General features: G+C 41.5%; 13 protein-coding genes. 4 read left to right on the top strand and 9 right to left on the bottom strand.

The annotated features are described in order from the left end of the window. Nucleotides 1-161: 161 nt before the first annotated feature. Nucleotides 162-1,283, bottom strand: coding sequence for a glycosyltransferase family 4 protein (locus tag BM156_RS09190; RefSeq protein WP_093919562.1), 1,122 nt, complete (start codon nucleotides 1,281-1,283; stop codon nucleotides 162-164). Nucleotides 1,284-1,524: 241 nt separating this feature from the next. On the opposite strand from BM156_RS09190, the gene BM156_RS09185 reads away from it, so the two are divergent. The 4 genes from BM156_RS09185 to BM156_RS09170 all read left to right on the top strand — a co-directional run bounded on the left by BM156_RS09185 (nucleotide 1,525) and on the right by BM156_RS09170 (nucleotide 5,219). Continuing rightward, complete coding sequence (locus BM156_RS09185; RefSeq protein WP_093919561.1) at nucleotides 1,525-2,409, top strand: glycosyltransferase family 2 protein; 885 nt, start codon at nucleotides 1,525-1,527, stop codon at nucleotides 2,407-2,409. Nucleotides 2,410-2,421: 12 nt separating this feature from the next. Continuing rightward, nucleotides 2,422-3,819, top strand: a complete 1,398-nt coding sequence (gene mnmE, locus BM156_RS09180; protein ID WP_093919560.1) for a tRNA uridine-5-carboxymethylaminomethyl(34) synthesis GTPase MnmE — start codon at nucleotides 2,422-2,424, stop codon at nucleotides 3,817-3,819. 156 nt (nucleotides 3,820-3,975) lie between these two features. Beyond that, the gene (locus BM156_RS09175) at nucleotides 3,976-4,425 is read left to right on the top strand and encodes an outer membrane beta-barrel protein (RefSeq protein ID WP_093919559.1); all 450 of its coding nucleotides are present in this window, start codon (nucleotides 3,976-3,978) and stop codon (nucleotides 4,423-4,425) included. Between the two features lie 176 nt (nucleotides 4,426-4,601). Beyond that, entirely contained in the window at nucleotides 4,602-5,219 is a 618-nt protein-coding gene (locus BM156_RS09170) for a DEAD/DEAH box helicase (protein ID WP_093919558.1), read from the top strand. A gap of 803 nt (nucleotides 5,220-6,022) precedes the next feature. Here the strand turns inward: BM156_RS09170 and uxuA are convergent. From uxuA to BM156_RS09130, 8 genes are all read right to left on the bottom strand, one after another. Further along, complete coding sequence (uxuA, locus tag BM156_RS09165; RefSeq protein WP_244525729.1) at nucleotides 6,023-7,243, bottom strand: mannonate dehydratase; 1,221 nt, start codon at nucleotides 7,241-7,243, stop codon at nucleotides 6,023-6,025. Between the two features lie 54 nt (nucleotides 7,244-7,297). Next, on the bottom strand, nucleotides 7,298-8,116 hold the full coding sequence (locus tag BM156_RS09160; RefSeq protein WP_093919557.1) for an SDR family oxidoreductase: 819 nt from the start codon (nucleotides 8,114-8,116) through the stop codon (nucleotides 7,298-7,300). Nucleotides 8,117-8,509: 393 nt separating this feature from the next. Further along, nucleotides 8,510-10,414 (bottom strand): glycoside hydrolase family 97 protein, encoded by a 1,905-nt coding sequence (locus BM156_RS09155; protein WP_093919556.1) that lies wholly within the window; start codon nucleotides 10,412-10,414, stop codon nucleotides 8,510-8,512. Between the two features lie 88 nt (nucleotides 10,415-10,502). Beyond that, nucleotides 10,503-13,391, bottom strand: coding sequence for a DUF5703 domain-containing protein (locus BM156_RS09150; RefSeq protein ID WP_093919555.1), 2,889 nt, complete (start codon nucleotides 13,389-13,391; stop codon nucleotides 10,503-10,505). Nucleotides 13,392-13,404: 13 nt separating this feature from the next. Continuing rightward, entirely contained in the window at nucleotides 13,405-15,294 is a 1,890-nt protein-coding gene (locus tag BM156_RS09145; protein ID WP_093919554.1) for a glycoside hydrolase family 97 protein, read from the bottom strand. Nucleotides 15,295-15,304: 10 nt separating this feature from the next. Further along, on the bottom strand, nucleotides 15,305-18,454 hold the full coding sequence (locus BM156_RS09140; protein WP_093919553.1) for a glycoside hydrolase family 2 protein: 3,150 nt from the start codon (nucleotides 18,452-18,454) through the stop codon (nucleotides 15,305-15,307). A gap of 5 nt (nucleotides 18,455-18,459) precedes the next feature. Further along, nucleotides 18,460-20,622, bottom strand: coding sequence for a right-handed parallel beta-helix repeat-containing protein (locus BM156_RS09135; protein WP_212733468.1), 2,163 nt, complete (start codon nucleotides 20,620-20,622; stop codon nucleotides 18,460-18,462). Between the two features lie 134 nt (nucleotides 20,623-20,756). Then, nucleotides 20,757-22,478, bottom strand: a complete 1,722-nt coding sequence (locus BM156_RS09130) for a RagB/SusD family nutrient uptake outer membrane protein (RefSeq protein WP_093919552.1) — start codon at nucleotides 22,476-22,478, stop codon at nucleotides 20,757-20,759. Nucleotides 22,479-22,487 lie beyond the last annotated feature (9 nt).

The raw sequence follows: 22,487 nt of genomic DNA, 5'->3' as shown, positions 1-22,487 counted from the left end.
TATTTTTGGATTTTTATACCGACTTTTTAACCAGTATATTCAAAAAACGGATAAATGAAGAAAAGTCAATCGCAGAGCAAGACAAGCTTTATTTCCTTTTCAGCATCATTTAAGATGCTATTGTTTCACTTCTTGTTTTATTTAAAAGAAACGGTAAAAAGCTAGTTGATACGCTGAATTGCCTTCTCTGCAAGGCGATGTAATTTTCTGATTTGCTCTTTTTGCTCGTAATTTTTTTGAATATGCGCACGCCCTTTTGCTCCCATCTCTTTCGCTAAAGCTGGATTTTTGCAGATTTGCAAGATATATTTCGCCATTGCGTCCTCGTCCTGTTCTTCTACTAAAAATCCGGTTTCACCATGCACCACTGCTTGTTTGATCCCTCCGTGAAGAGTACTAATAATTGGCAGTCCGGAAGAACTAGCCTCCATAACACTGACGGGAGTCCCTTCGGTATCTCCATTGGGTGCGGTGATGGAGTGTTGGATAAATCCAAGAGATGAGCTCATCAAATTTGATATTTCATCGGGCCCCAAAACCCCGGTAAAATGGATCGACTTTTCAATTCCTAACTCAGCAACCAGTTGCTCGCACTTACCACACAAGCCAGATTTACTTCCCACCATTGTAAGCGTTGCATTCGGTTCTTCTTGAATCACTTTGTAAAAAGCTCGAATGGTATGCAACGGCCCCTTTTTCGGGGTGAATCGTCCTACTGAAATAAAACTTTTCTCATCAGTAGGGTTTGTTTGGGGTTTAAATTTTGAAGAATCTACCCCACAAGGAACCACTTCAATTTTAGCTGGATCAGCTCCCAGTTTTATCAACTGCGTCTTGATATCTTCAGAAACCGCAATCAAATAGGATGCATATTCAAATAATCGAGGATATTTGTTTTTGTACTGTTGAAGAAGCTTTCTGTCTGTTGCATCGTGCCCATGAAAGATAGCGAGCAAAGGAATATTGAGAGCCTTACACACAGGAACCATGTGGACTGCAGAGATTCCATAATTGGTCAAAACAACATCAATCTTCTTCTTCTGAAGATACTTTTTTACTCCATAGTTGCTAAAGTAATTATTCCTCCCGGTGAAGAGCTTAACAAATTTGTGTATGCCCCAAAATACCTTAGGACTAAGCAGATTACCATCTTCATCTTTCTCTGGAAAGCGACCACTATGAATCGAATGAACCTGAGCCAATTCCGAAAACTCCTTGATCTGATCACGAATAAACGTTTCAGAATAAGCATATCTTGATGAGCGTGTAATACAAATCTGCATTTATTAATCTTTTAGGTTCAAATAATGGGCATTAAAACGGACAATCGTGCTTCCCTGTCTCCTGCTTTTTTATCGTAACCTCCACGATCTTGTGACCAAAGAAAACGTATCTTAACAAACAAGCACAAACCGCACCTTCGTTTTGCTAGAGCCAAAAATAAGATGAATATTTGGGAAAGCAACCTGTAATTCTTCAATATCTATGTATTTTTGCGTGATCAATTAATGAAAATCGAATTAAATGAAGGACACGCCGCTTATTTCATGTGTAATTCCTACCTATAATAGATCCCAAAAGGTAATTCAAGCGATTGAAAGTGTTTTGGGACAATCCTACTTAAACCTGGAAGTATTGGTTGTTGACGACCAGTCCAAGGATGATACCAAGCAGGTTGTCGAAAAACTGGCTCAGGGAAACCCACGGATAAAGTATTTTTACAATCCAAGCAAGGGAGCCAACAATGCCCGGAATCATGGTATTAAAAATGCTCAGGGTGAATTTATTGCGATGCTTGATGATGATGATCTATGGGATAAATTAAAGTTGGAGAAGCAGCTTCAGGCATTTAATAAGCTGGATTCGAACTATGGCGTTGTTTATTGTACGTTTGCGCGAAAGAAAAACAATGGTAAAATCCTGCGCACCCATCCGAGCCGGTTTTCTTCAAGTAAGAACGGCAATATTTTAAAGCGGCTGCTGAAAAGGAACTTTATTACCACTTCCACCATTCTTGTTAAGACGGAGGTATTTAAAAAGTCTGGCCTGTTTAACCCACGATACAAGTCGTTTCAGGATTGGGAATTGCTTACTCGCATTGCCCGCGATTATTACTTTTACCACATTCCGGAAGTTTTAGTAAACGTTTATGAATCGGGCGATAGCATTACGCTCGACAAGCACGGAAGAGTGATTACCAAATACATGCATTTAAAGCAGTTTCTGGATCTGTATGAAGGACAGCCCAAGCTGCTTTCGAAGCGGTATTCATCTTTGGGCTTTACCTTATTTAAGCTTAAAAGAAATGGTTTTGCGCGTCTCTTTCTGAAAAGGAGCCTGAAATACAACCCATTGAATCCGGAAGCTTTGTTCCTGTTATTAATATTATCTTTGAAGCGAATTTTCTAAAAAGGTCCATACATGATCGATCAAGCTACTATATGCGCTATTGCTACCTCTCCAGGTGTTGGAGCAATAGCGACCATCCGTTTGTCAGGCGAAGAAGCACTGGCTATTGCAGATCAAGTTTTTCATTCTCCGGCAAAAGCAAAACACTTGTCGGAGCAAGCAGCCAACACGCTGCACGTAGGAACTATTCGCGATGCCGATGAGATTATTGATGAGGTGGTGGTCGCCCTGTTTCGTGCCCCCCACTCCTTTACGGGCGAAGATGTTGTGGAAATTACCTGCCATGGCGCAGTTTACATCCAGCAACGCATTTTGGAATTGCTGCTGAAGAGCGGTGCGCGCATGGCCTTGCCCGGCGAATTTACCCAACGGGCTTTCCTGAATGGCAAAATGGACCTTTCGCAAGCAGAGGCTGTAGCTGATCTGATTGCATCAACTAACAGGGCTAACCACAAAATGGCCTTGAAACAAATGCGGGGAGGTTTCTCCAATGAGATTAAGAAGTTGCGTGATCAACTGCTGCACTTCATTGCCATGGTTGAATTGGAACTCGATTTTAGCGAAGAAGATGTTGAGTTTGCCGACCGTAAGCAGTTGGTGGATCTGACTGAAAAGATTGAGCGATTGTTGCATCAACTGGCCAGCTCATTCAAGTTGGGAAATGTCCTGAAAAACGGAATTCCGGTAGCCATTGTTGGAGAAACCAATGTGGGGAAATCGACTTTATTGAATGCCATTTTGAATGAAGAAAAAGCCATTGTGTCGGATATTCACGGGACTACGCGTGATGTGATTGAAGATGTGGTGAACATTGAAGGAACAGCTTTCCGCTTTTTCGATACGGCCGGTATTCGTGAGACCGTTGACCAGATTGAAAATCTGGGAATTGAACGGAGCTATAGCAAGTTGGAGCAAGCCGACATTGTTTTGTTGGTAACCGATCTAAGTAATCCCATCGATCTAATTAGCCAGCGGGTAAACCTGATCCGGGAGCGCATTCAGGATCAGAAATTGATTATCGTTGGAAATAAGGCAGACCTTGGTGGAAATGAAAAGATTAAAGAAATGCTGGGCGCTATTCTCTTGAATGACAATGAAGACCTGGTATTTATTTCGGCTAAGAAGCAGCAAAACTTGGATGCACTTATTGAATTGCTGAAAGAAAATGCCCAGGTAGCCCAACCAGAAGGAACTGACGTAATTGTATCGAATATTCGTCACTACGAGGCGCTGACCAATGCACACCAAGCAGTACTCCGGGTAATTGATGGTTTGCACAACGGGATCAGCGGTGACTTCCTGGCTCAGGATATCCGCGAATGCCTTCATTTCCTCGGAGAAATCACCGGTGAAATCAGCAACGACGAAGTCCTTGGACACATCTTTAAAAACTTCTGTATCGGAAAGTAAATTCGATACTGGTTCCAATTTAGTTGAAATGACATAGAGGAGATTGCCAGTAATCGAATCACATGCGATTACTGGGCAAAGCTCATCGCGACTCAATTATCAAAGGGCATGTGATTGATTACTTTTTAGTTTAAGTTCAAGAACGACTGGTGGAAGATGCAAAACAACTTTACATGGGTGCGCAATCAACTAAAAACTGACTACGAAGACATAATTTTGGACATCCGCCGCGAAAATTATCGGATCAACTCCAGCCATAGTTTAACCATTAGTAAACGAGTTTCGGGCGAAGTCTCTGGCTTTTACCGGTCAAAATCAAATTCAGGACTATACGAGCGTAGGCCTTCTGGTCGCCTGGATATTGGGATGCAATGGAAGCTAAAGAATGAAAATAGTCGCTTTAACCTGAATGTTACAGACTTACTGAAGACCAATAAACTCAAAAGTGTTGCCGACCAACCTGAATTGAATATCTATACCCGCTGGTACCTTGACTTTGAATCACGTGCCATACGGCTGACCTTCACCCACCGCTTTGGCAATGAAGCCATCAATGTTCGAAAACGAAAAACAGCCTCCGAGACTGAGCAGCGAAGAGTGAATTAATCCGAAACAAACGAACAGTTTTCGTTGAACAGGTAAGGTTGGGAATGAGAATGAGCTTGGTGTTACTCCTCTCGCTGGAATTTACTAGTTTTGCAGTCAAATAGTATTGGGGAATGGTTTATAACCATTGGCAACTCTATCAGAGGAGCTGTTAACTGCAAGATAAGAACGAGCGCATGAAATTTAAAAAACTATATCCAGAATTAGTCTCAGGCATTATTGATCAAGGTTTAGACAAAGAGCCGAAGCAAATTCAATCAACCTGTATTCCTAAAATTAAGTCGGGCGCCGACCTGTTGGTCTTTGCCCCGGAAGGTGCCGGTAAAACAACAACCATTGCCCTTGGTGTCATCCAGCAGCTTAAAGAAGCTTTTGAGGAAGCTCCACGAGCAATTATCATGGTTGAAACCAAAGAAAAAGCCTTTGAGTTGGAAGAGCAAATTCAAACGCTGGGAAAACATACCAACCTTCGCACATTTACGGTCTTTGAGCAAGGAAGCTTGCTGTACCAAAAAGACACGATTTATGAGGGGCTTGATATTGTGATCGGAACTCCTCGACGAATTAACGAGCTTCTGAGCAATACCGGAATCCCATGTTCCAACCTTAAGCTGTTGATGGTTGACGATGCCGAAACCATTTTCCCCAATCGTTATCATCCGGTTGTATACCGTGTTGCTGATGGCTCCGCAAAAATTCAGTGCCTCTTGTTTGCAAACAAAGGACATGAGAAGTTTGACGACCTGTTAGAACGTATTGATAAGAACTGGGAAGTCCTTCATTTTGAATCTTAAAAGTTGGACGAGTGCTGTGTGTCCAGTGATCAGGACGAAAAAAGTGATTGAGTGATTAGGTGAATGGTGGTAAGGAAAGATCATGAAGATCGCTTCACGTTGTTTGCGATGACGAAAAGGAAGATGGTGAAAAAGTGATTGAGTGATCGGTGGTCAGTGATCAGAGAGGATTAAGGAGATCGCTTCACTCCGTTCGCGATGACAGGAAAGTCAAAACGGGTAGTGTAAACAATTCATAAACAGATTCCGAAACGAGTTCGGAAAGACGCTTAATTGGGGGTTGGTGGCATTAGAAAATCAAGTCCCTTACTTCTCCGAAGGTGGAACTCTGGCCTACGAGATTTTTGAACTAGAAAACAAGGGAAGACATTGGGATGGTCCTTGTTAAGAAACTCTGTTTGACACTCCCAGCACCCCGATATTTATTGAGGGGGATGGAGTGGAGTTGAGTTTCGTGGCATGGCGGATCCGTAGTTTTCTCTAAAAAAGATCGTGAGCCTTGATTCTTTTGGTTCATTTTCTCATCCAAGGAGAAAAGAACGAATGGATGAAGATTGCTTCACTCCGTTCGCGATGACGATAAGCTAGAAACTGATGACGAAGACAATTCCCAAACACTTTCCAAAACAAGTTTGGAAAGACGCTTAATGTTGGACAGGTGGTATTGGAAGATCAATTCCCCTACTTCACCGAAGGGGAAAACATGCGTACGCCCGAAAATTTGGCCCGGGCCAGCGTTGGCATAAAGAGAGAAAATAACCCCATTAAATAATCGCAATGGGGTGTTAGACCAAATTAGGGAACTAAACGCTTCGTTCTGCATAATTGAGCATAGCAGCAATACCATGTTGTAACCCATCAATCTCTGCTAAGCCCTTAAGACGACCGATTAAGGGATAACCAGGGTTGTAGGCTCCGTCAAAATCTGTTAAAAGTTTATGTCCATGGTCGACGCGCATAGGAATTCTCCAGCTTGTTAATCCTGTTGATTTTCTACGGTTTTGCTCTTGCAGCAGTGTCTTCATAATCGCCGGCATATCAACACTTCCTTTTAAGTGTTCAGCCTCATAAAAATTTCCATCCTCGCATCGTTCAGTACTTCTAAGATGTACGAAATATACCCTGTTTGCGACAGTTTCAATAATTGACGTCAATTCATTATGTGCTCCCGCACTCAATGAGCCCGCACAAAACGTGAGGCCATTTGCAGGATGATCCACAGCATTTAATATCCATTGTATATCACTCAGCGAGCTAACAATCCGAGGTAATCCGAGTACTTTCATTGGAGGGTCATCCGGATGAATACATAGTTTTATTCCAGTCTGCTCCGCCGTTGGGATAATGGCATCCAGGAAGTATTTTAGGTTTATACGGAGTTTGTTTTCATCAATTCCCTCATATTGTTTGAGTAACTCTTTAAACAATTTAACTGCCTGCTGGGGATTGTCAGCCGAAATACCATCAATAAAACCTTGAGTTTTTACAATGATGGTATCGATCAAACGATCTTTGTCTGCATCGGTCATTTGTTGTACCCGTATATGAGCTTGCTCTACCAGCTCTGGAGGATAGCTGGCTTCGGCTGCTGCCCTGTCGAGAATAAAGCGGTCGAATACAATAAAATCAACAAAATCGAAAAAGAGTGATTCCCCTCCATTTTCAAGCTGATGGTTTAAGTCCGTTCTGATCCAATCGATGACAGGCATGAAGTTGTAACAAACAGTGTCGACACCACACTGCCCCAAATTAAGCAAGCTTTGCCTATAGTTTTCAATCAATCCATCTCGTAATGGTCCGCCCCATTTAATTTGTTCATGTACAGGAAGACTCTCCACCACCGACCAACGCATCCCATGCTGTTCGATATTCTTTTTCACCTTTAAAATTTCTTCGCAACTCCAAACTTCACCATTGGGGATATGATGCAAGGCCGTAACAATTCCCTCCACGCCAATTTGGCGAATTTCTCTTAGCGATATTGGATCATTCTCCCCAAACCATCGCCATGTTTTTTCCAGCATAATTTCTTAATTATTTACATTTTAAGATTATCCAATTCCCAACCAGCCTATGGGCTATACTCCACTGAAAGCGGAAAAGCCACCATCGACAGGCAGTATTACACCTGTAATAAAACTGGCAGCATCGGAACACAAAAATTGCACTGCTCCGTTAAGTTCATCGAGGTTACCAAAACGTTTCATTGGGGTGCGTGCGATGACCTTTTCACTTCTCTGGGTCAATGAGCCGTCTTCATTTAGCAAAACACGCCGGTTCTGATCGCCAATAAAAAAGCCTGGAGCAATTGCATTTACACGTATTCCCTCTCCAAACTTCAGTGCCATTTCTGAAGCCAGCCATTGGGTAAATATGTTGATTCCTGCTTTAGCAACAGAGTAGCCTGGTACCCTTGTAATTGCTGAATAGGTGGCCATCGATGAAATGTTGATGATGCTTCCTCGTTGCTGGTTTGCCATGGACTTGCCAAATACCATACTTGGAAGCACTGATCCATTCATGTTCAGGTCAGTCACTTTTTTGAAATCTTCCATTTGCATGTCGAAAAAAGTCTGATCTTCCTCCAGGGTTGCTCCTGGAATATTACCTCCTGCTGTGTTCACCAGAATATCAATTCGTCCCCATTTTTCAAGTATCTGCTTGTTTGCCAGTTCCAGGTTTTCCTTATCCATCACATTGCCAATAAAGCCTGCAACTTCTCCTCCTAATTGTTTCAACTCTTCAACGCGAGCATCCAACTGTTCTTGACGAATATCCAAAACAGCTACTTTAACACCAGCACGAACTAGACTTTTACAGATATTGCCTCCCAACACGCCACCTCCACCAGTGACCACAGCAACTTTACCTTCCAAACTAAATATATTTTGTTTCATGTATTAAATTCTCATTTTATAAGTGATATAATCCGGTTTAATTTTTTGCCTAAAAATATAAACAATGTGTTATTTTATTGATTCATCTTGAATGATACCTTAAGTAATAGGAGCATTCAAGATCAATATCAAAGCACTATATATGAACCATATAAATCATACACAGCCATTGTAGCATTATGCATTCAAAGCTATTTCTATACGAATTGCAAATCAAGTATAATCCTACTATTTTATAATACTATTTTCACACTATCTAAATAGTCGATAATCCAAACAAATAAAATGTGCGATTTCTTGGGAGATGCGATACTCGCTTAAATAGAATGTTGAGCTCAGGAAAAACAATGCTATCAATTTTCTCATTTCTAGATCCTTGTTCCTAGTGGAAAACTATTTGTTAATCGGTTCGATTCGAACTGATGCCCCTCCACCGGGTGCTACTTTTATGGTTAAAGTTGATTCGGTATCCACCTCAAGAAATCTTGTCTGGTAAGCTTCACGGTTGGTTATAAAGTGGGTGTCGGAAGCATCCTCAAATAAAAAAGCCTTGTATTTTTCTCCAGGGTTCAAAAAATCCAGTTTCAGACTCAAAGTTCTTGGCTCACGGGTGGTCAAGCTTCCAAGATACCAATGCTCTCCCGCACGTCGCGCCACCGTAATATGGCTTTCCATGTGGCCATCAATAACTTTATACTCATCATATCGCTTGGGCAGATTTATGACAAAATCAAAGAGATCGGCTTTCTCCTTATAATTTTCTGGGGAATCGGCCAATACCGATATGCCACTATGGAATACGACTAACTTCGCATTTTCGGCAGCCACCGTCCCCGGGATAAAACGAAATACTTTGGGTCGAACTTCATTCCCTTCAAAACCATACCATCCGCTACACATATCAAGCGGACCTGCAAGCATATTAATAAAAGCCGCAGAAACAGCAGTCTCTGGATAATAGGAATATTTTGCATCGGCCTGACTATGACAATATTCGCGCGTAAGTACATTGGGCCAGGTACGATCATCTCCATTTGGAGGTATCGGATTATCATGAAAATTTACCGTCAATTTATACTTCGCACAAAGCTCAACGACCCGGCGAGTTTGCAAAACTTTTGCTTGCCCCGTACTTGTCATAAAACCATACTTCACGCCTGAAGCCCCCCAATCGTGAAATTGCTTCAGCACACGCTCCAAGCCAAACTTATTCGCCCCCACATCATTGAGATATAAAATAATTCCGACTCCCTTTGCTTTGGCATATCTAAAGTTTTCTTCAATATCGATTTCTCCTGCCGATTGCGTTGGATCCGATTTTTCACTGAACTCAGGACCATACCAATCGGCGTCCATCAAGAGATAATCGACATTATTTTCTGCTGCAAAGTCGATAAACCGTTTGTGCGAAGCTGTATTCAGTCCATATACAAAACCATCGGGAGCGGTAAAGCCCCACACACGCCAATCCCACATCGTCAAACCCGGTTTTATCCACGACGTATCTTCTATTTTGCAGGGCGGATTCAGGTTTTGAAGTAAGTTGCTCTCGACCAAATCGCCAGGCTGCTGACCAATCATGATCACACGCCACGAGGTATGCATGCCCGTTTTTGCGTTGGAAGGTCCTTGTAAGTCGCATTGAAAAGCATTGGCTTTGCCTGCTGGCTTGATTTTAAAATTCGCAAAGTCATAAATCGCTGCTTCATGAATACCAAGGTACAAATCATTGGCACATTCGAGCACCATGGGAGCAAATACTGGATCTTTAGCAGCATTAATTGAGAGAGGCCCCAAATTATCACGTTCACCATTGGCCGACCACCAAGTGTAGTCATCGGTAAAGGCAAACTCCGAAAGATCTTCTTCGATGACAAACTCCTTCAAATTTTTCTGTTCCGGGAAAGCATACCGAAAAGCAATCCCATCATTATAGGATCTAAACTCAATCGCTAACCGCTTGCGATTTCCTCCTGCCTCTTCCAGAAATAGTGTCATTCCATTATACTGATTTCGAATCAGCCGGTTTTTCCACCAAGTTATTTCATAAGTTTCATCCACTTCTTGCTTTTGAGTGTTGACAACGTTGAACACGCCATGATAGGCAGGATTCAGTTTTAAACCCAATGCGGCATTTTGAATAGGCGTTTTATCACCAACAACTACTGTGTATGCTGGCTTTCCTTCGTTTAACGAGATCAATATTTTGACATGGCCATCAGGTGATAGAAGGTTATAATCTTTGGCTTGCACCAAAAACGACAGCATAGCCAGGCCAACAAAAAAAACGAATCTCATAATTATTTTCTTTAGGTTTAATTAAATTCTGTTCAGGTTTATAATTAATGACTTTAAAAAGTAAATACTCAAATTCTCCTACCTCAGATTACTCCCAACCAATAATCAAATCCTTTTTTCGAGAAGACGGAGTTACTTCAAGTCTCTCAATTTTACCATTTCGAATCACTCCTTCAACTACGGTATTCCGAGGAGCGCATAATTTAAACTGCACATTCCACTCTTTAGGCCATGCCGGCAATAAATAGATTCTGTCCCAATCGTACTGCAACAACATACGCTGTAAAGCTATCATGGCAACTGAGCCATGATCCTGGTCAGGGGTCCAGTCGTAATTAGGTCCCCACATGGCTGGAAATCGATAAGCCTTATTGCTCGTATTAAAATTGGTCGTTGTCAACGTTGCAGCTTCCTCTTTTAATCCTAAATATGCCGCTTTAATTGCATTTTGTTGCCACCCGCCAGTCTCTCTTACTGCTCTGTTTTCAAATGTATTGCGAGCCATCTCCAAATCAGGTTTCCCGATGCCATAGGCCCGATATGGGAAAATTGCATACAGTTCCGGATTCTCCACATTTTGCTTACCTCTGTATTCCTGAGCCGGTGCCAGTAACACCTTCCCTTCCACTTTCCGCATAGGTATTTCGGGCAATTCGGTAATTAATCTGTTGTATTGTTTTCGTTGTTTATCAGTAATTACAGATTCCGGCAACTTTAATAACTCAGAACAAACCTTATTTATTCCAATGATTTCGGGTAATGGATTTACAGCCGTATTGTAGGTTTCCAGTGCCATTGCCGGGTCAAACAATATTTTACCATTTTCATCCCGTTCCCAGTGCTGATCAAAAAATGTCATCACCTCTGTGACCACTGGAAGGATAAGTTCTTTTAATGTTTTTTCATCTTTCGTAAACGCATAATAGTCCAATGCCATGAGAGAAAATTCCAATCCGCTTTGCCAGTAATAGCGTATAAACCTATTGACGGTGGTTCCAAGTGGCAAGCCGTCAGGCCTGTCGTATCCGTAGTTTGACTCGGCAAATGTTCCCCAGTGCCGCATTGTCTCGATATAAAAAGCACCATCGTGTCCGTAGTAAGTTTTTGTAGCAAATTTTCGAATATCCAGCACATCTCGGTACATTTTAAACAGAGGCTTCATCAAGTCAAAGTCGCCGGCTTCCAGCATCGACCAATAGGGCAACCTTGTATTTTGCCACCAGTAGGGTCCTCCCCACTGCCGGAAATCTGCATCAAAACCTGCAAATCTGTTATCCAGATTTTTGGTGTCCACCGTAAAAATAGAACCATTGAATTTTATCGGCGAATTCCCTCTTCCCGAACAGGCATTCATGTAACGTTGCAAATTGTAATTTTTTGAAACATTGGCAACTCTTTCTTTTTCTGTCTTGTTTGATGTGTTCACAAAAATGTGGCTCCTGTTCCAAAATGACTGCCACCAGTTAGCATGGGCTTTCAATCGTTTTTCGCGGGATTCGGATGTTACTTTTCTGGCAATATTATTGATCTCTTTTTCCCATTTATTCAGACTTTTAGTTTGAGCGGTTAATGCAAATACCGATACGGAGAATTCTGTGATTGCTTCTTTTGATTCTAATCTTGCCGGTGTTGTTTTTTGCAGATTATTTGAATGTATTAAACCGCCGAAAGTATTATATAACAAGGGGTCTTTACCCATTTTTAGGTATCCCTCCAATCCCTGCATGGTCAGGTTATTTTTCCATATCGAACGTTCATTTCTGTGCGCCCATATAATATTTCCCTGGTCTTTCTCAAAAATAGTATCTTTCTCAACAAGAACTGTTTCTAATCCATAAGCAGAGTGTATTTCTACATTATCTGAGATCTCTCTTTGTTCCAGCCTCCATGGTTCTGTTGTTACTGAGGCGGTAATCTTTTTCTGACTTTTAACGTCAAGTTCTACTACCGGATGATTGGCATCCACCCAAATATCAATGGATACCTTTTCTTCTGCTTTGCCGGCTTCAATATGTATTACCCCATCTTTCAAAATTAATTCCTGTGAAAAAGGTTCTCCCGTATTAAAAGGGTTGGGCGAAAGCGACAGTCTTACTTTTCCGAGTTTCAACAACCTGGCATTTTCACTCCAGGCATCGGTTTTTGAAAGGAAAAACAGCAAATCTCCGTTTTCTTCTACCCAAAGATTAATCCCGATATCGCCATTACCGGCCGGCATGGAACCCAATGAGTTTTTTGATGGTGAATCCCAAATGACATTGCAATCATCTATCGCATTGACTAATTGCGCTTTAATTAATTCGCAAATAATGGTTTTAACCGATTGATTTGCCATTAAATGATAGCCTTCGGATTTCCAGTGAAACCTGTCCAATTTTGCCAGATGCAGTTTATCCTCAACCAACCCGTACAAATCGTTTACCGGGATATTGTATTTTTTCATCACACCGGCTGCCCATTCATTTCTTTCGGTAATGGTAGGATTGATTTCCTTGTTTAGCTCAGCCTTATCTTGGTCGGTAACTGGTGTTGTACTTGCCCAAATCAACTTTGCACCTTTTGCATTATCAATTAGGGTTTGAACATACTTTTCAAGCAGCGGAACATATTCATTATCTTCAATCCGTCCTTCCGGCCAACCATGCAGACCAATATTAAATTGAATGACATCGTAATCATTAGACGAAACGACCTTTGCTAAATCGCTAAAAAGATGTTCGCTTTTTAAGTGCATTGGAGTTAACCAGCAATCAACATTAGCTAACTTTTTAAGGCTGTCGATTACACTTTGATGAAAGCCATTCATTACCGAATCGCCAATCAGTAAAACATTTTTCAGACTATCTTTTTTCTCTTTTGCCGGATAAAACTTCCAGGGGCCTCCTTCGGAATGTAATCCAAGCTGCTCATCGGTCTGACTAAACAAACTACTTGTTGTAATAATAACGAAGCAAATTGATAAAAGTAAATAACGCATAACTAAACGGTTTTTATTTTTTTCTGATGATCACGGCCAAACCTGAGTTTTCTACCAAAGTTCTCGAAAAGATCGTTTTTTGATTTACTGCAAGTGTCTCCAGAGTCACTTTATTATCCTCCAAGCCACTTGCATCTTGTGAGAAGATGGTTGCTTCATAAGCTTTCCCCTCATCCAAGAAGGAGAATGAAATTTCAAGCGAACGAGCCTTATTAGCTGTTAACGATCCAACAAACCAATCCTCTCCGGTTCTTCTGACAACGGTTGCATATTCACCAATCTCACCTTCCAATACTTTTGTTTCATCCCACACGGTGGGCAGAGCATCATAAAAACCAAGTTCTTCACTTTCTTCAATTATCCCTTCAGCTGAGCCGGCTCCCCCCTTTTTATGGGGTGATCCTTCGGGACGATCGTACCAATAGACAAATTGCCACGGACTGTAAAGCATGATAGCTTTTGCCATTTGCCCGGCCTTTCCACCCATTTTTTCAGATACCCGAGGAGCCAAAAAGCAGTTCGTATTGTCTCCTGCACCGGCAATCATACGGGTAAAGAGGGTAATCAAGGTATGCTCGGTAGAAGGACTCTCTTCGTCGCCACGAATACCTTCCTGGGTTATCAGGTTCGGGAAGGTACGAGAGTAACCAGTAGGGCGATACTCATCGTGAACGTCGACCATCAACTGATAATCAGCAGCTTTTCGGACAGCATCGTGCACCCAGCTTGTCCATGTTTGCGGGCCCACATTCACAAATCCGTATTTTAACCCTGCAATATCCCAACTTTTGTATAAGGGAAGTATTTCATCCAATTGTTTTTCCAATGCACGACGGTTTACATACAAAATTACACCGACACCTTTTTCTTTTGCGTAGTTGATTACATACTGCAGATCAAGTGGTCCCGGCGACCGTTTGGGATCGACAGTAACAGTCGTTGCATCCGATGTATCGTCGTATTCATTGCCGTACCAGCCGGCATCAAATTCAACATACTGCAAGTTGTGTTTGGCTGCAAAGTCAACACAAGCCATTCCACCCTTTGTAGTCAGGGTTACCTCGCGAATCACTTTTCCGGGCTTAATCCACGAAGTATCTTTAATTTTGTTTGGCTCATTCAGGTTCAAAACAAAATAATTGTTTTCGAGCAATTCTCCGGGGTTTTCAGCTACCATTACATACCTCCAGGGAGTTTTATAATCCGCTCCTTTCAAATCAACAGTTCCTGTCAATTCCGTTTGTAATGAATTTTCCTTTCCCGAATTGCACTTTAATTTCATACGTGCAAAGTCAACCAGTGCAGCTTCTCCTATTGCCAGATAAGATTGTTCATTTTGCCGGATAACAAACGGGCGTTCACATGCTTCTTCGATTTGGCTAATGTGTTTCTTTTCGTAATATCCCTGGGCATTGGTTGTTACCCATGCTTCATAATCTCCATTCAAATTAAATGAAGTGAGTTCCTTCTCCACAACCGCATTGTCAAAAGTTGTTTGATCGAAAAAGTAACGAAATGCAACACCTTCATCATAAAGCCTGCAAATTATCCTGACGAACTTACCGGAAGTTTTATCTTTTAGCACAAGTTCAAGCTCGTTATAATGGTTTCGTACCGAATTTCTTTCGCCATAAACAGGCTTCCAGGTTTCATCTTTCGATGTGTACTGTACATCTTCAATCTGATAAGTATTGCCAATAATTCCTTTATCAAGGGCAAATTTTCCCAAATCAATATGCATAAGGGATTGATTGGATTTGCTCAGTTCCAGTAGTAAGCCTTCTTCGCTGTTCACAATTTTTACTTCCAGTAAGTTCGAAGGGCTTGTTACCTTAATATCTTTTGTATTACAAGAAAATAGAATTGTTAAAAAGGAAAGAGTAATAAATAATGTAAGTTTCATTTTGTAGTAATTATCTAATATTCAATAATTTTTCAGCGAATTTTCGGGCAACCGGATTTGCATTAATCCTGTTATTTAGTTTCAACTGACAAACCACATAACAACCCTTTCCATATTTCTTTTCGGCCACTGCCAGGAGCGGTCCAAGATCTGCTCCCCAGCTGGTTCGCCCTGTAAGCAATATAGGAGTCCAATCTTCAGCTTTAAAAACTTTATTTATGAATGGACGGACACATTCTTTCTCGCTATTGTACCAAAACCTAAAATCCATTGGCTTGGCCCAATTAACCATTTTATGCCCCGTTGCCGGCGACACAAAATAATATTCGCCCATAATGGTATTTTCCACAGTTAATTTACTTTCGGCAAGCATATAAGAACCGACCTCCAAATCCAGAAATATGGCTCTTTTTCCTGATCGAACTAATTCTTCAACACTCGATTTATTTTGTTTGTACCAGCTGAAGTCATCAATCAGTATTACCGAGGCCTGCTCCAATGATTTTTGGGCTGTTATTCCAAGCTCATCCAGGATCCCGATCACTTCTCCTTCATCAGAGCTAACAAAAATATTACCTGAAGGCGTATTCTGTTTTGGAAATACCTCCAGATCAAGAGTGGACTGGCTAACTTCATTTCCTTGTTCATCAAATAATCCCAGCCTTAAAACATATCCTGTCCGCTTTGAAACTTTTGGTGCCGGAAATTTAATGTAGCCTAGAAAACCGGAACTGTTCACAGGTATATGCGGAGTTATCTTATTGGCAAAAATAATTCTTCCGTTTTTCTCAAACTGATACTTAAGTGTATAATTATCCGGCGAATGGTTCAGGTCGTTGCAAATCCAGGCTTCTGTTATTATTTCTTCTCCACTGGTAAAATCATAACGGTCGGTTCTCAGGTTTGCCATCAGTGGCTCCAAAGCATCCCGATATGTAAAGAATGCTTTTTTGGGTTGCCTGTCCACGTCCATGATTGTTTTCATCCATCCGGCAGGCCATGCATCAATAAACAAGTGTATGGCAAAGGATACCATATTCGGATTTCTCCGGAATGATTCTGTTAGGATTTTAGTTGCCCAGGCCTGGTGCTCTTGGCTGACTTCTATCCAATCGGGCATTGTATTTTGGGTATTAAACCACAGGTAATGAAACTTTTGGGTTTGTGCCTTTGCAATCTTACCCGGATTCCAGTTCTTTTCCTCCTCTTTGTTTTGAGGCAACCATTCTTTGGGGTAATATTTTCGCATTACATTTTCAGGATCCAAACCTTCAGCGCCAAATTCCCCACAAGCAAAATACCAATCGGGTTTTGTAGCTATCCAATGCCCCTGATGTAATTCTCCAAGCCCCAATCCATGCCCGTTATACCATGCATTGTAGCAGTGGTTATCAGGTAATCCGGGCGATGGCGGATCATAATCACCGTCTGCCGCTTTTATCACCCTGTCGGGATTTGCCATATGTACGGCCTGATCGCAGGCAGTAAATAAACGAGCATATTCTTCATAGGTACTCATACTTCGCTGAGGGACACCTTCGGCATTTGGGAAACGTTCGTTAATGTAGGTTACCATTATATTACACGGATGGCTCCTTACCAGACGCTCCATTTCTTCGGCCTGCTTTACTGCTTCGGCCCACTTATTTGGGCGCAAACCACCAAATAAAGGCAGGTCGGTCTGGGTCATCATTCCCAATTTGTCGCAATATTCGTAAATCTCTGGCTGCACAGGGCGCTGGGTTAAGCGGTAGTAATTCATATTACATATTTTTGCCAGCAAAATATCGTCAATCAACTGATCCCAATCTTTACGAAAAACATCCTGTTGCATAAAACCCATTGTATTGGCGCCGCGAAGACGAATTTTTTCGCCATTCAAATACATCATTCCTTTGGGTACAGAAACAGTATCCATTGTAAAGGAACGCATTCCGAATTGCTGCGTCTGCACATCGGTTAACTCATCGTCTTCGTTATACATTTTCAATTGGATCTGGTAGAGCCAGGGTGTTGTATTATCCCACAATTTTGGATTTGGTATTTTCACCCTGGTTTTAAGGAAATTTACCCCATATCCCAGCGCAAGTTTATTGGCTTGCCAATCAGTGGGTTTAGCCAAATCGCCAACTCCGGGAATATGAACCGTAGATGGAATGTATTCCTGGTCTTCAACAATCGTTTCTTCAAAATTCTGACCGTAAACCGATAATTTAAATTTTACAGCTTTAGTATAATTGAAGTAATTATTTACTTCCAACCAAACTTCTGCTTCCCGGGTATCTAAAAGCGGTCTCACAAAAATATCATGGATATGCAAAGGGGCACGTGCTTCAACGTAACAATCCTGGTAAATCCCCATTCCTGCAGGGCTGTGGTGCCATCCATTATAAGGATCATCGTATCCCAAATTTGTTGCACCAAATATTTTATCGCCTTTTACACGTTCACCTTCTTCGCTGGTTCCTCCGGTGGTTGTATAATCGTTTTTAACCTGAACAACAAGGGTATTTTTCCCCTCCTTTGCATAAGGTGTAAAATTGAATTCGAAGGGGGCAAAAAATCCTTCGTGCGAACCGAGATAATGCCCGTTTATAAAAACATTGGCTATGTAGTCGACCGCTTTGAAACAGATAAACAACGAACCTTTATCCATCATCTCTTTGGTAATATCTATCTCTTTGAGATAATAGGTTACGGCCCGGCCCAATGGTCCCCCAAAATGAGGTAGTTGAACTTCAGTCCATTGTCCTTTCCCCTCCAACACATTATCGAAATTTTGTTTGTCTTCTGCTGTTTCTATTCGCCAAAGTGCATTTGTAAGATAAATCCTGTCCCTTGTTTTGGCTATTGCCGGGGCATGGTTTTCCAGAAACGGTTTATATTCCTCGCGCATCCGAACCAATTCGGCTTCCAGCTCTTCCCGGGTGTCCATTAAATCGAAAGGCTTAAAAGAAACTCCCTTCTCGTTACTTGCCGGTAAATACTTCGCCGGCAAATCTTTAGGAGGATTTTCTTTCAACAAATGTGTACGGACAGCTACATCCATATTGCCTATTTTGGCAAACTGGTCATCCTGCTTTTGACTTTCCTGTGCAGATACTTGTATCACAAAAAACGCCGCCCAAACAGCAATAAGAATTTTATAATGTTTTTGCATTGTATTTATTTTTTTACTCCGATTTTGTCAAATGGAATAGCTTCGAAACCGGGAATGGCTTCAAACGCTTTGGCATTCTCCTTCAGTTCAAAATTCATCTCTTCTTCATTCACAAAACCTGGATTTTCATCTGTCACCCAATTATCATCCATAAAAGGCAACCAATCGTTATTATACCTGGTTGGCGTTTTTACCTTGTAAAATATGTTTTTTGAAACCGGATTACGTTTAGGGAGCGATGGATCATCCTCCCAATATTTTGCCAGTTGAGGATATTTCGTGCTATAAGGTGGCTCGTTATATTTGACAAGGTTCAGGCGTTGCTCGTAAAGTCCGCCTTTTTCAATCACATTCTTCGACCAGTTCTGATTGCGGTTATCTACGTGAATTCCCAACTCGGCATCGATAAAAATATTATTGGTATAAGGATTATCGTGCCCCCCTCCAATAAGTACAGGGATGCTTCCGGGTTTATAAAAGATATTTCCGTAAACCTCCATTCCGCAGGCACCATCATCGTGGTACACGGCCGATGTGGCATGAATACTGTTCAGGTGATGAAAAAAGTTATAATACACTTTATGCCCTTGTTCGGATGGATCGCGACCATAATAAAGTGCTCCCTGGTCGTGAACTTCATGGCAAACATGGTGGATTTCGTTGTATTCTATTCTGTGGTCGTTACCGTGTAACAGGATTGCCATACTTGGAGCATTGTACATTTCGCAATTGGCAATTCGGTTTCCAACCCCACTGATATCAATTCCGGCACGGTACGATTTTTCAATGCGGTTAAAATCGTGAATGATACAATTTTCAACATAATTGTTACCCGGCTCCAGCGTTAAACGGTCTCCCCCGCTTAAATGAATACCTCCTGCCCCGGTATTATAAATCGTACAATTTACTACACCATTATTTTGTCCGGCCTCGCGGTTAAACACCGGATCTTCGTAAATATGCTGAAGGTAGCTACCTATTTTTTCGGAAGCAGCTTCTCCTGTTCCTTCATGACGTAGTTCTTTAAAAGGTTCAATTCCTTTTCCCATACAAACACCTACGATACCCAGATTTTTGAACGTACAATCTGTTATCAGGTTATTATTGGTGCATTCCATATAAATTCCCATTCCCCTTGAGCACTCAAAATCTATTCCTTCAAGCTGCACATTGGAAGCCCCTTTTATACTAACCAAAGGTGTTTCCAGCATCGAAATTTCAATGGATTCAAGCTCCTCGTGGGGATAGAAGTATAGTTTTCCCATTTTACGATCGAGGTAATATTCGCCCGGTTTATCTACCTCTTCCAAAATATTGTACACAAACCACCTGCTAAACTTGTGCCCCGACTCAAATCCATAAAGCGAAGGCTGTTTCGTACTGAAGATTTTATTTACGGTATCTATTTCTGCCAGTTCAACCGCATCTTCTGCCCAACCTCTTCTGAAGTATCCAGATATCCAGATGTCTTCGTGAGATTGCCACTTTAAAGGCCGATCGGTTTCAAATGCAAATTTTCCTCCCCGGTTTGAAAGATCCCCATCGCGCGGAACTGATCCCCGGTCAATAACTTTTCCCATTATCATGGTAGAATCATTGGGCCAACGGGCAATTGAATATGGTTCACCGTTTACAAAAAGCTCGGGCCACGCAGGACCAAAAGGCCTTGCAAATCCAACCGGGCGCATTGTTCCATAATCGCTAATCCCCAGCGCACGAAGGTCTATTTCCACAACCTTATCACGGGCTTCAGCCGCAAGTCGCAAGAGTATATCTGAAGAAACTAACTTATTTTTCTTTTCCAAAGGAATTTCGATTCCGCCATGAATAATCACTTTTTCGTTTTTATAAGAGGAATATACAATTGGATGATCTTCTGTTCCCGAATCGTTTTCATCCAATAAAAAAGAAGAGTTTCGAAAATAAGTCCCCTCCCTTAGAATTACATGAAATGCTTTTTGTGTTGTTCCGTCTCTTTTCTGTTTTCTAATCTCATCCCTGGCCTGTTCAAGCGTGGCAAATGGATACTCAACACTCCCATCACCATGACTGTTGTCGCCATCTGTGGCCACAAAAATTTGAACCTCTCTTGTTTGACATGAACTATTCACAACAAGCATGGCAACTATTACCATCAATGTCCAAAATACTTCTCTTTTTTTCCTCATAATAAAACTTGTCTTTATCGTTCCATTTTAACCCAGTGGGCTAGCTCTCGTAAAACCTACCTTAAAGATAAGATGTCCTGCTGCATCAGCACACAGCAGGACATCTTTTTTTAATTATTAAGTATAACGACCTATTAATATCCCGGATTCTGTTCCAGAAGATTTTCCTTATTGGCTTCAATCTCCGAATTAGGAATTGGAAATTTATTGAAATGATTACCTAATGAGTACCCATTATAGATTACCGATTCGTTATATTTCATCAGGTAATCAACAAGTTTCCCCATTCTCAACAAGGTATTCAAACGATACTCTTCAACATGCAACTCACGAGCCCGTTCATCAAGAATAAGGTCAATATTGACATCTCCCGAATTTACAGGAGTTGCCTGTGCCCGATTTCTTACAACATTGATATCGTCGGCAGCTTTTTGATTTTCACCCTTTAAGTGATATGCTTCTGCCCTTAATAAAAAAGTTTCGGCTAATCGCATGATATACCAGTCTTTGTAGATACGTCCGTTATCGTGCCATTCTTTGCTGGTAGCATCCTGAAACTGTCCATAATGAATAACTGTTACATTCTTCTTTAAACTTGGGCTTATCCTTGATTTGTTATAATCAGAAGCAGTACCTAAGTTTTCCGGAGTGATTTCCTGTCCGTAAAATTTACTGTTTGGATTGGTCCAGTAAAAAGTTCGCTGAATATTGTATTTTGAGTTCCGGATGTCACGATCAAAATCGCCTTTGAACTGCCATACCAGCTGATCCAGGTACTCTGTTGCTGTACCGCGCCCTACGGGTCTCCCACACAGGGTATCTTTCAGGAAATTGCTCACGCCGTTTTTGTCTTTGAGGTTCCAGTACAATGGCCCCCACCATCTTTCGAGTACGAAGTTACCTCCCCACTGACCAACATTTCCTCCACCAAGAATGTCCACATCAAACTGTACATTCCAGATACACTCCTTATTACCTTCAACCCGGTTGAAGTTTCCATCCCGGAACAAATCCCAGTAAACATCACCCCAAGGTTCGTTTTCACCTTGATGGTCATAACCGTTAAACTGAAAGTCCTTGTATTTACCGAAACGTTCGGTCATTAACGAATAGGCAGGATCGTCAATAACTACTGAAGCCGCATCAATTGCTCCCTGGTAGTCGCCCATCTGAATAAGAATTTCAGATAAAAGGTGATAAGCCGCTGCACGTGGTGCCCGCCCGCCTTTAACCTTATCAACAGTTAACATCCACTGGGTTGCAAATAACAGATCGTCTTTACATTGCTGATAGACCTGCTCTTGTGATGCACGTTGATAATCAAATTTTGGCCCCGATGTCTCTTCCAGGACCAGGGGAACTCCACCATACATATTAGCTAAAAAGCGGTAAGCAAAAGCCCTTAGAAATCTGGCTTCTCCAATAATGGCATTTTTCTCAGCTTCAGATGCCCACTTCACGACGTCACTTTCTGCTCTACCAATAATGACGTTGGCCTTAAAAGCATAGTCGTAGCAACGGTTCCACCATCTGCTAGCATATCCATTGTCGGCATTAAATGTTCCCCATTGAAACATCTCTGTAAACGAGGATGGAGATGGATTGTATGCCGATGCAATATCCACATCCATTCCCAGCATATCAAAGTTGCTATAACTATCAGTAGTTGCGTAAAAGTTGTCCCTGATGCTTAAATAAATGTGAGCCAATGCCGACTCGAAACCAGCTTTAGTGGTAAATGAATTCTCGGGACTTAAAAAATCTTTTGGAACTTCATTTAACATCTCATCATGGTCACAGGATATGCTGGTAACAGTAAGGCACAGAATTAATATATAATATTTTAATCTTTTCATTTTTAGAAT

The sequence above is a fragment of the Sunxiuqinia elliptica genome, from assembly GCF_900113005.1.
GTDB lineage: Bacteria > Bacteroidota > Bacteroidia > Bacteroidales > Prolixibacteraceae > Sunxiuqinia > Sunxiuqinia elliptica.
Note: the sequence above shows the minus strand (reverse complement) of the source record. Positions and strands in the feature narration are given on the sequence as shown.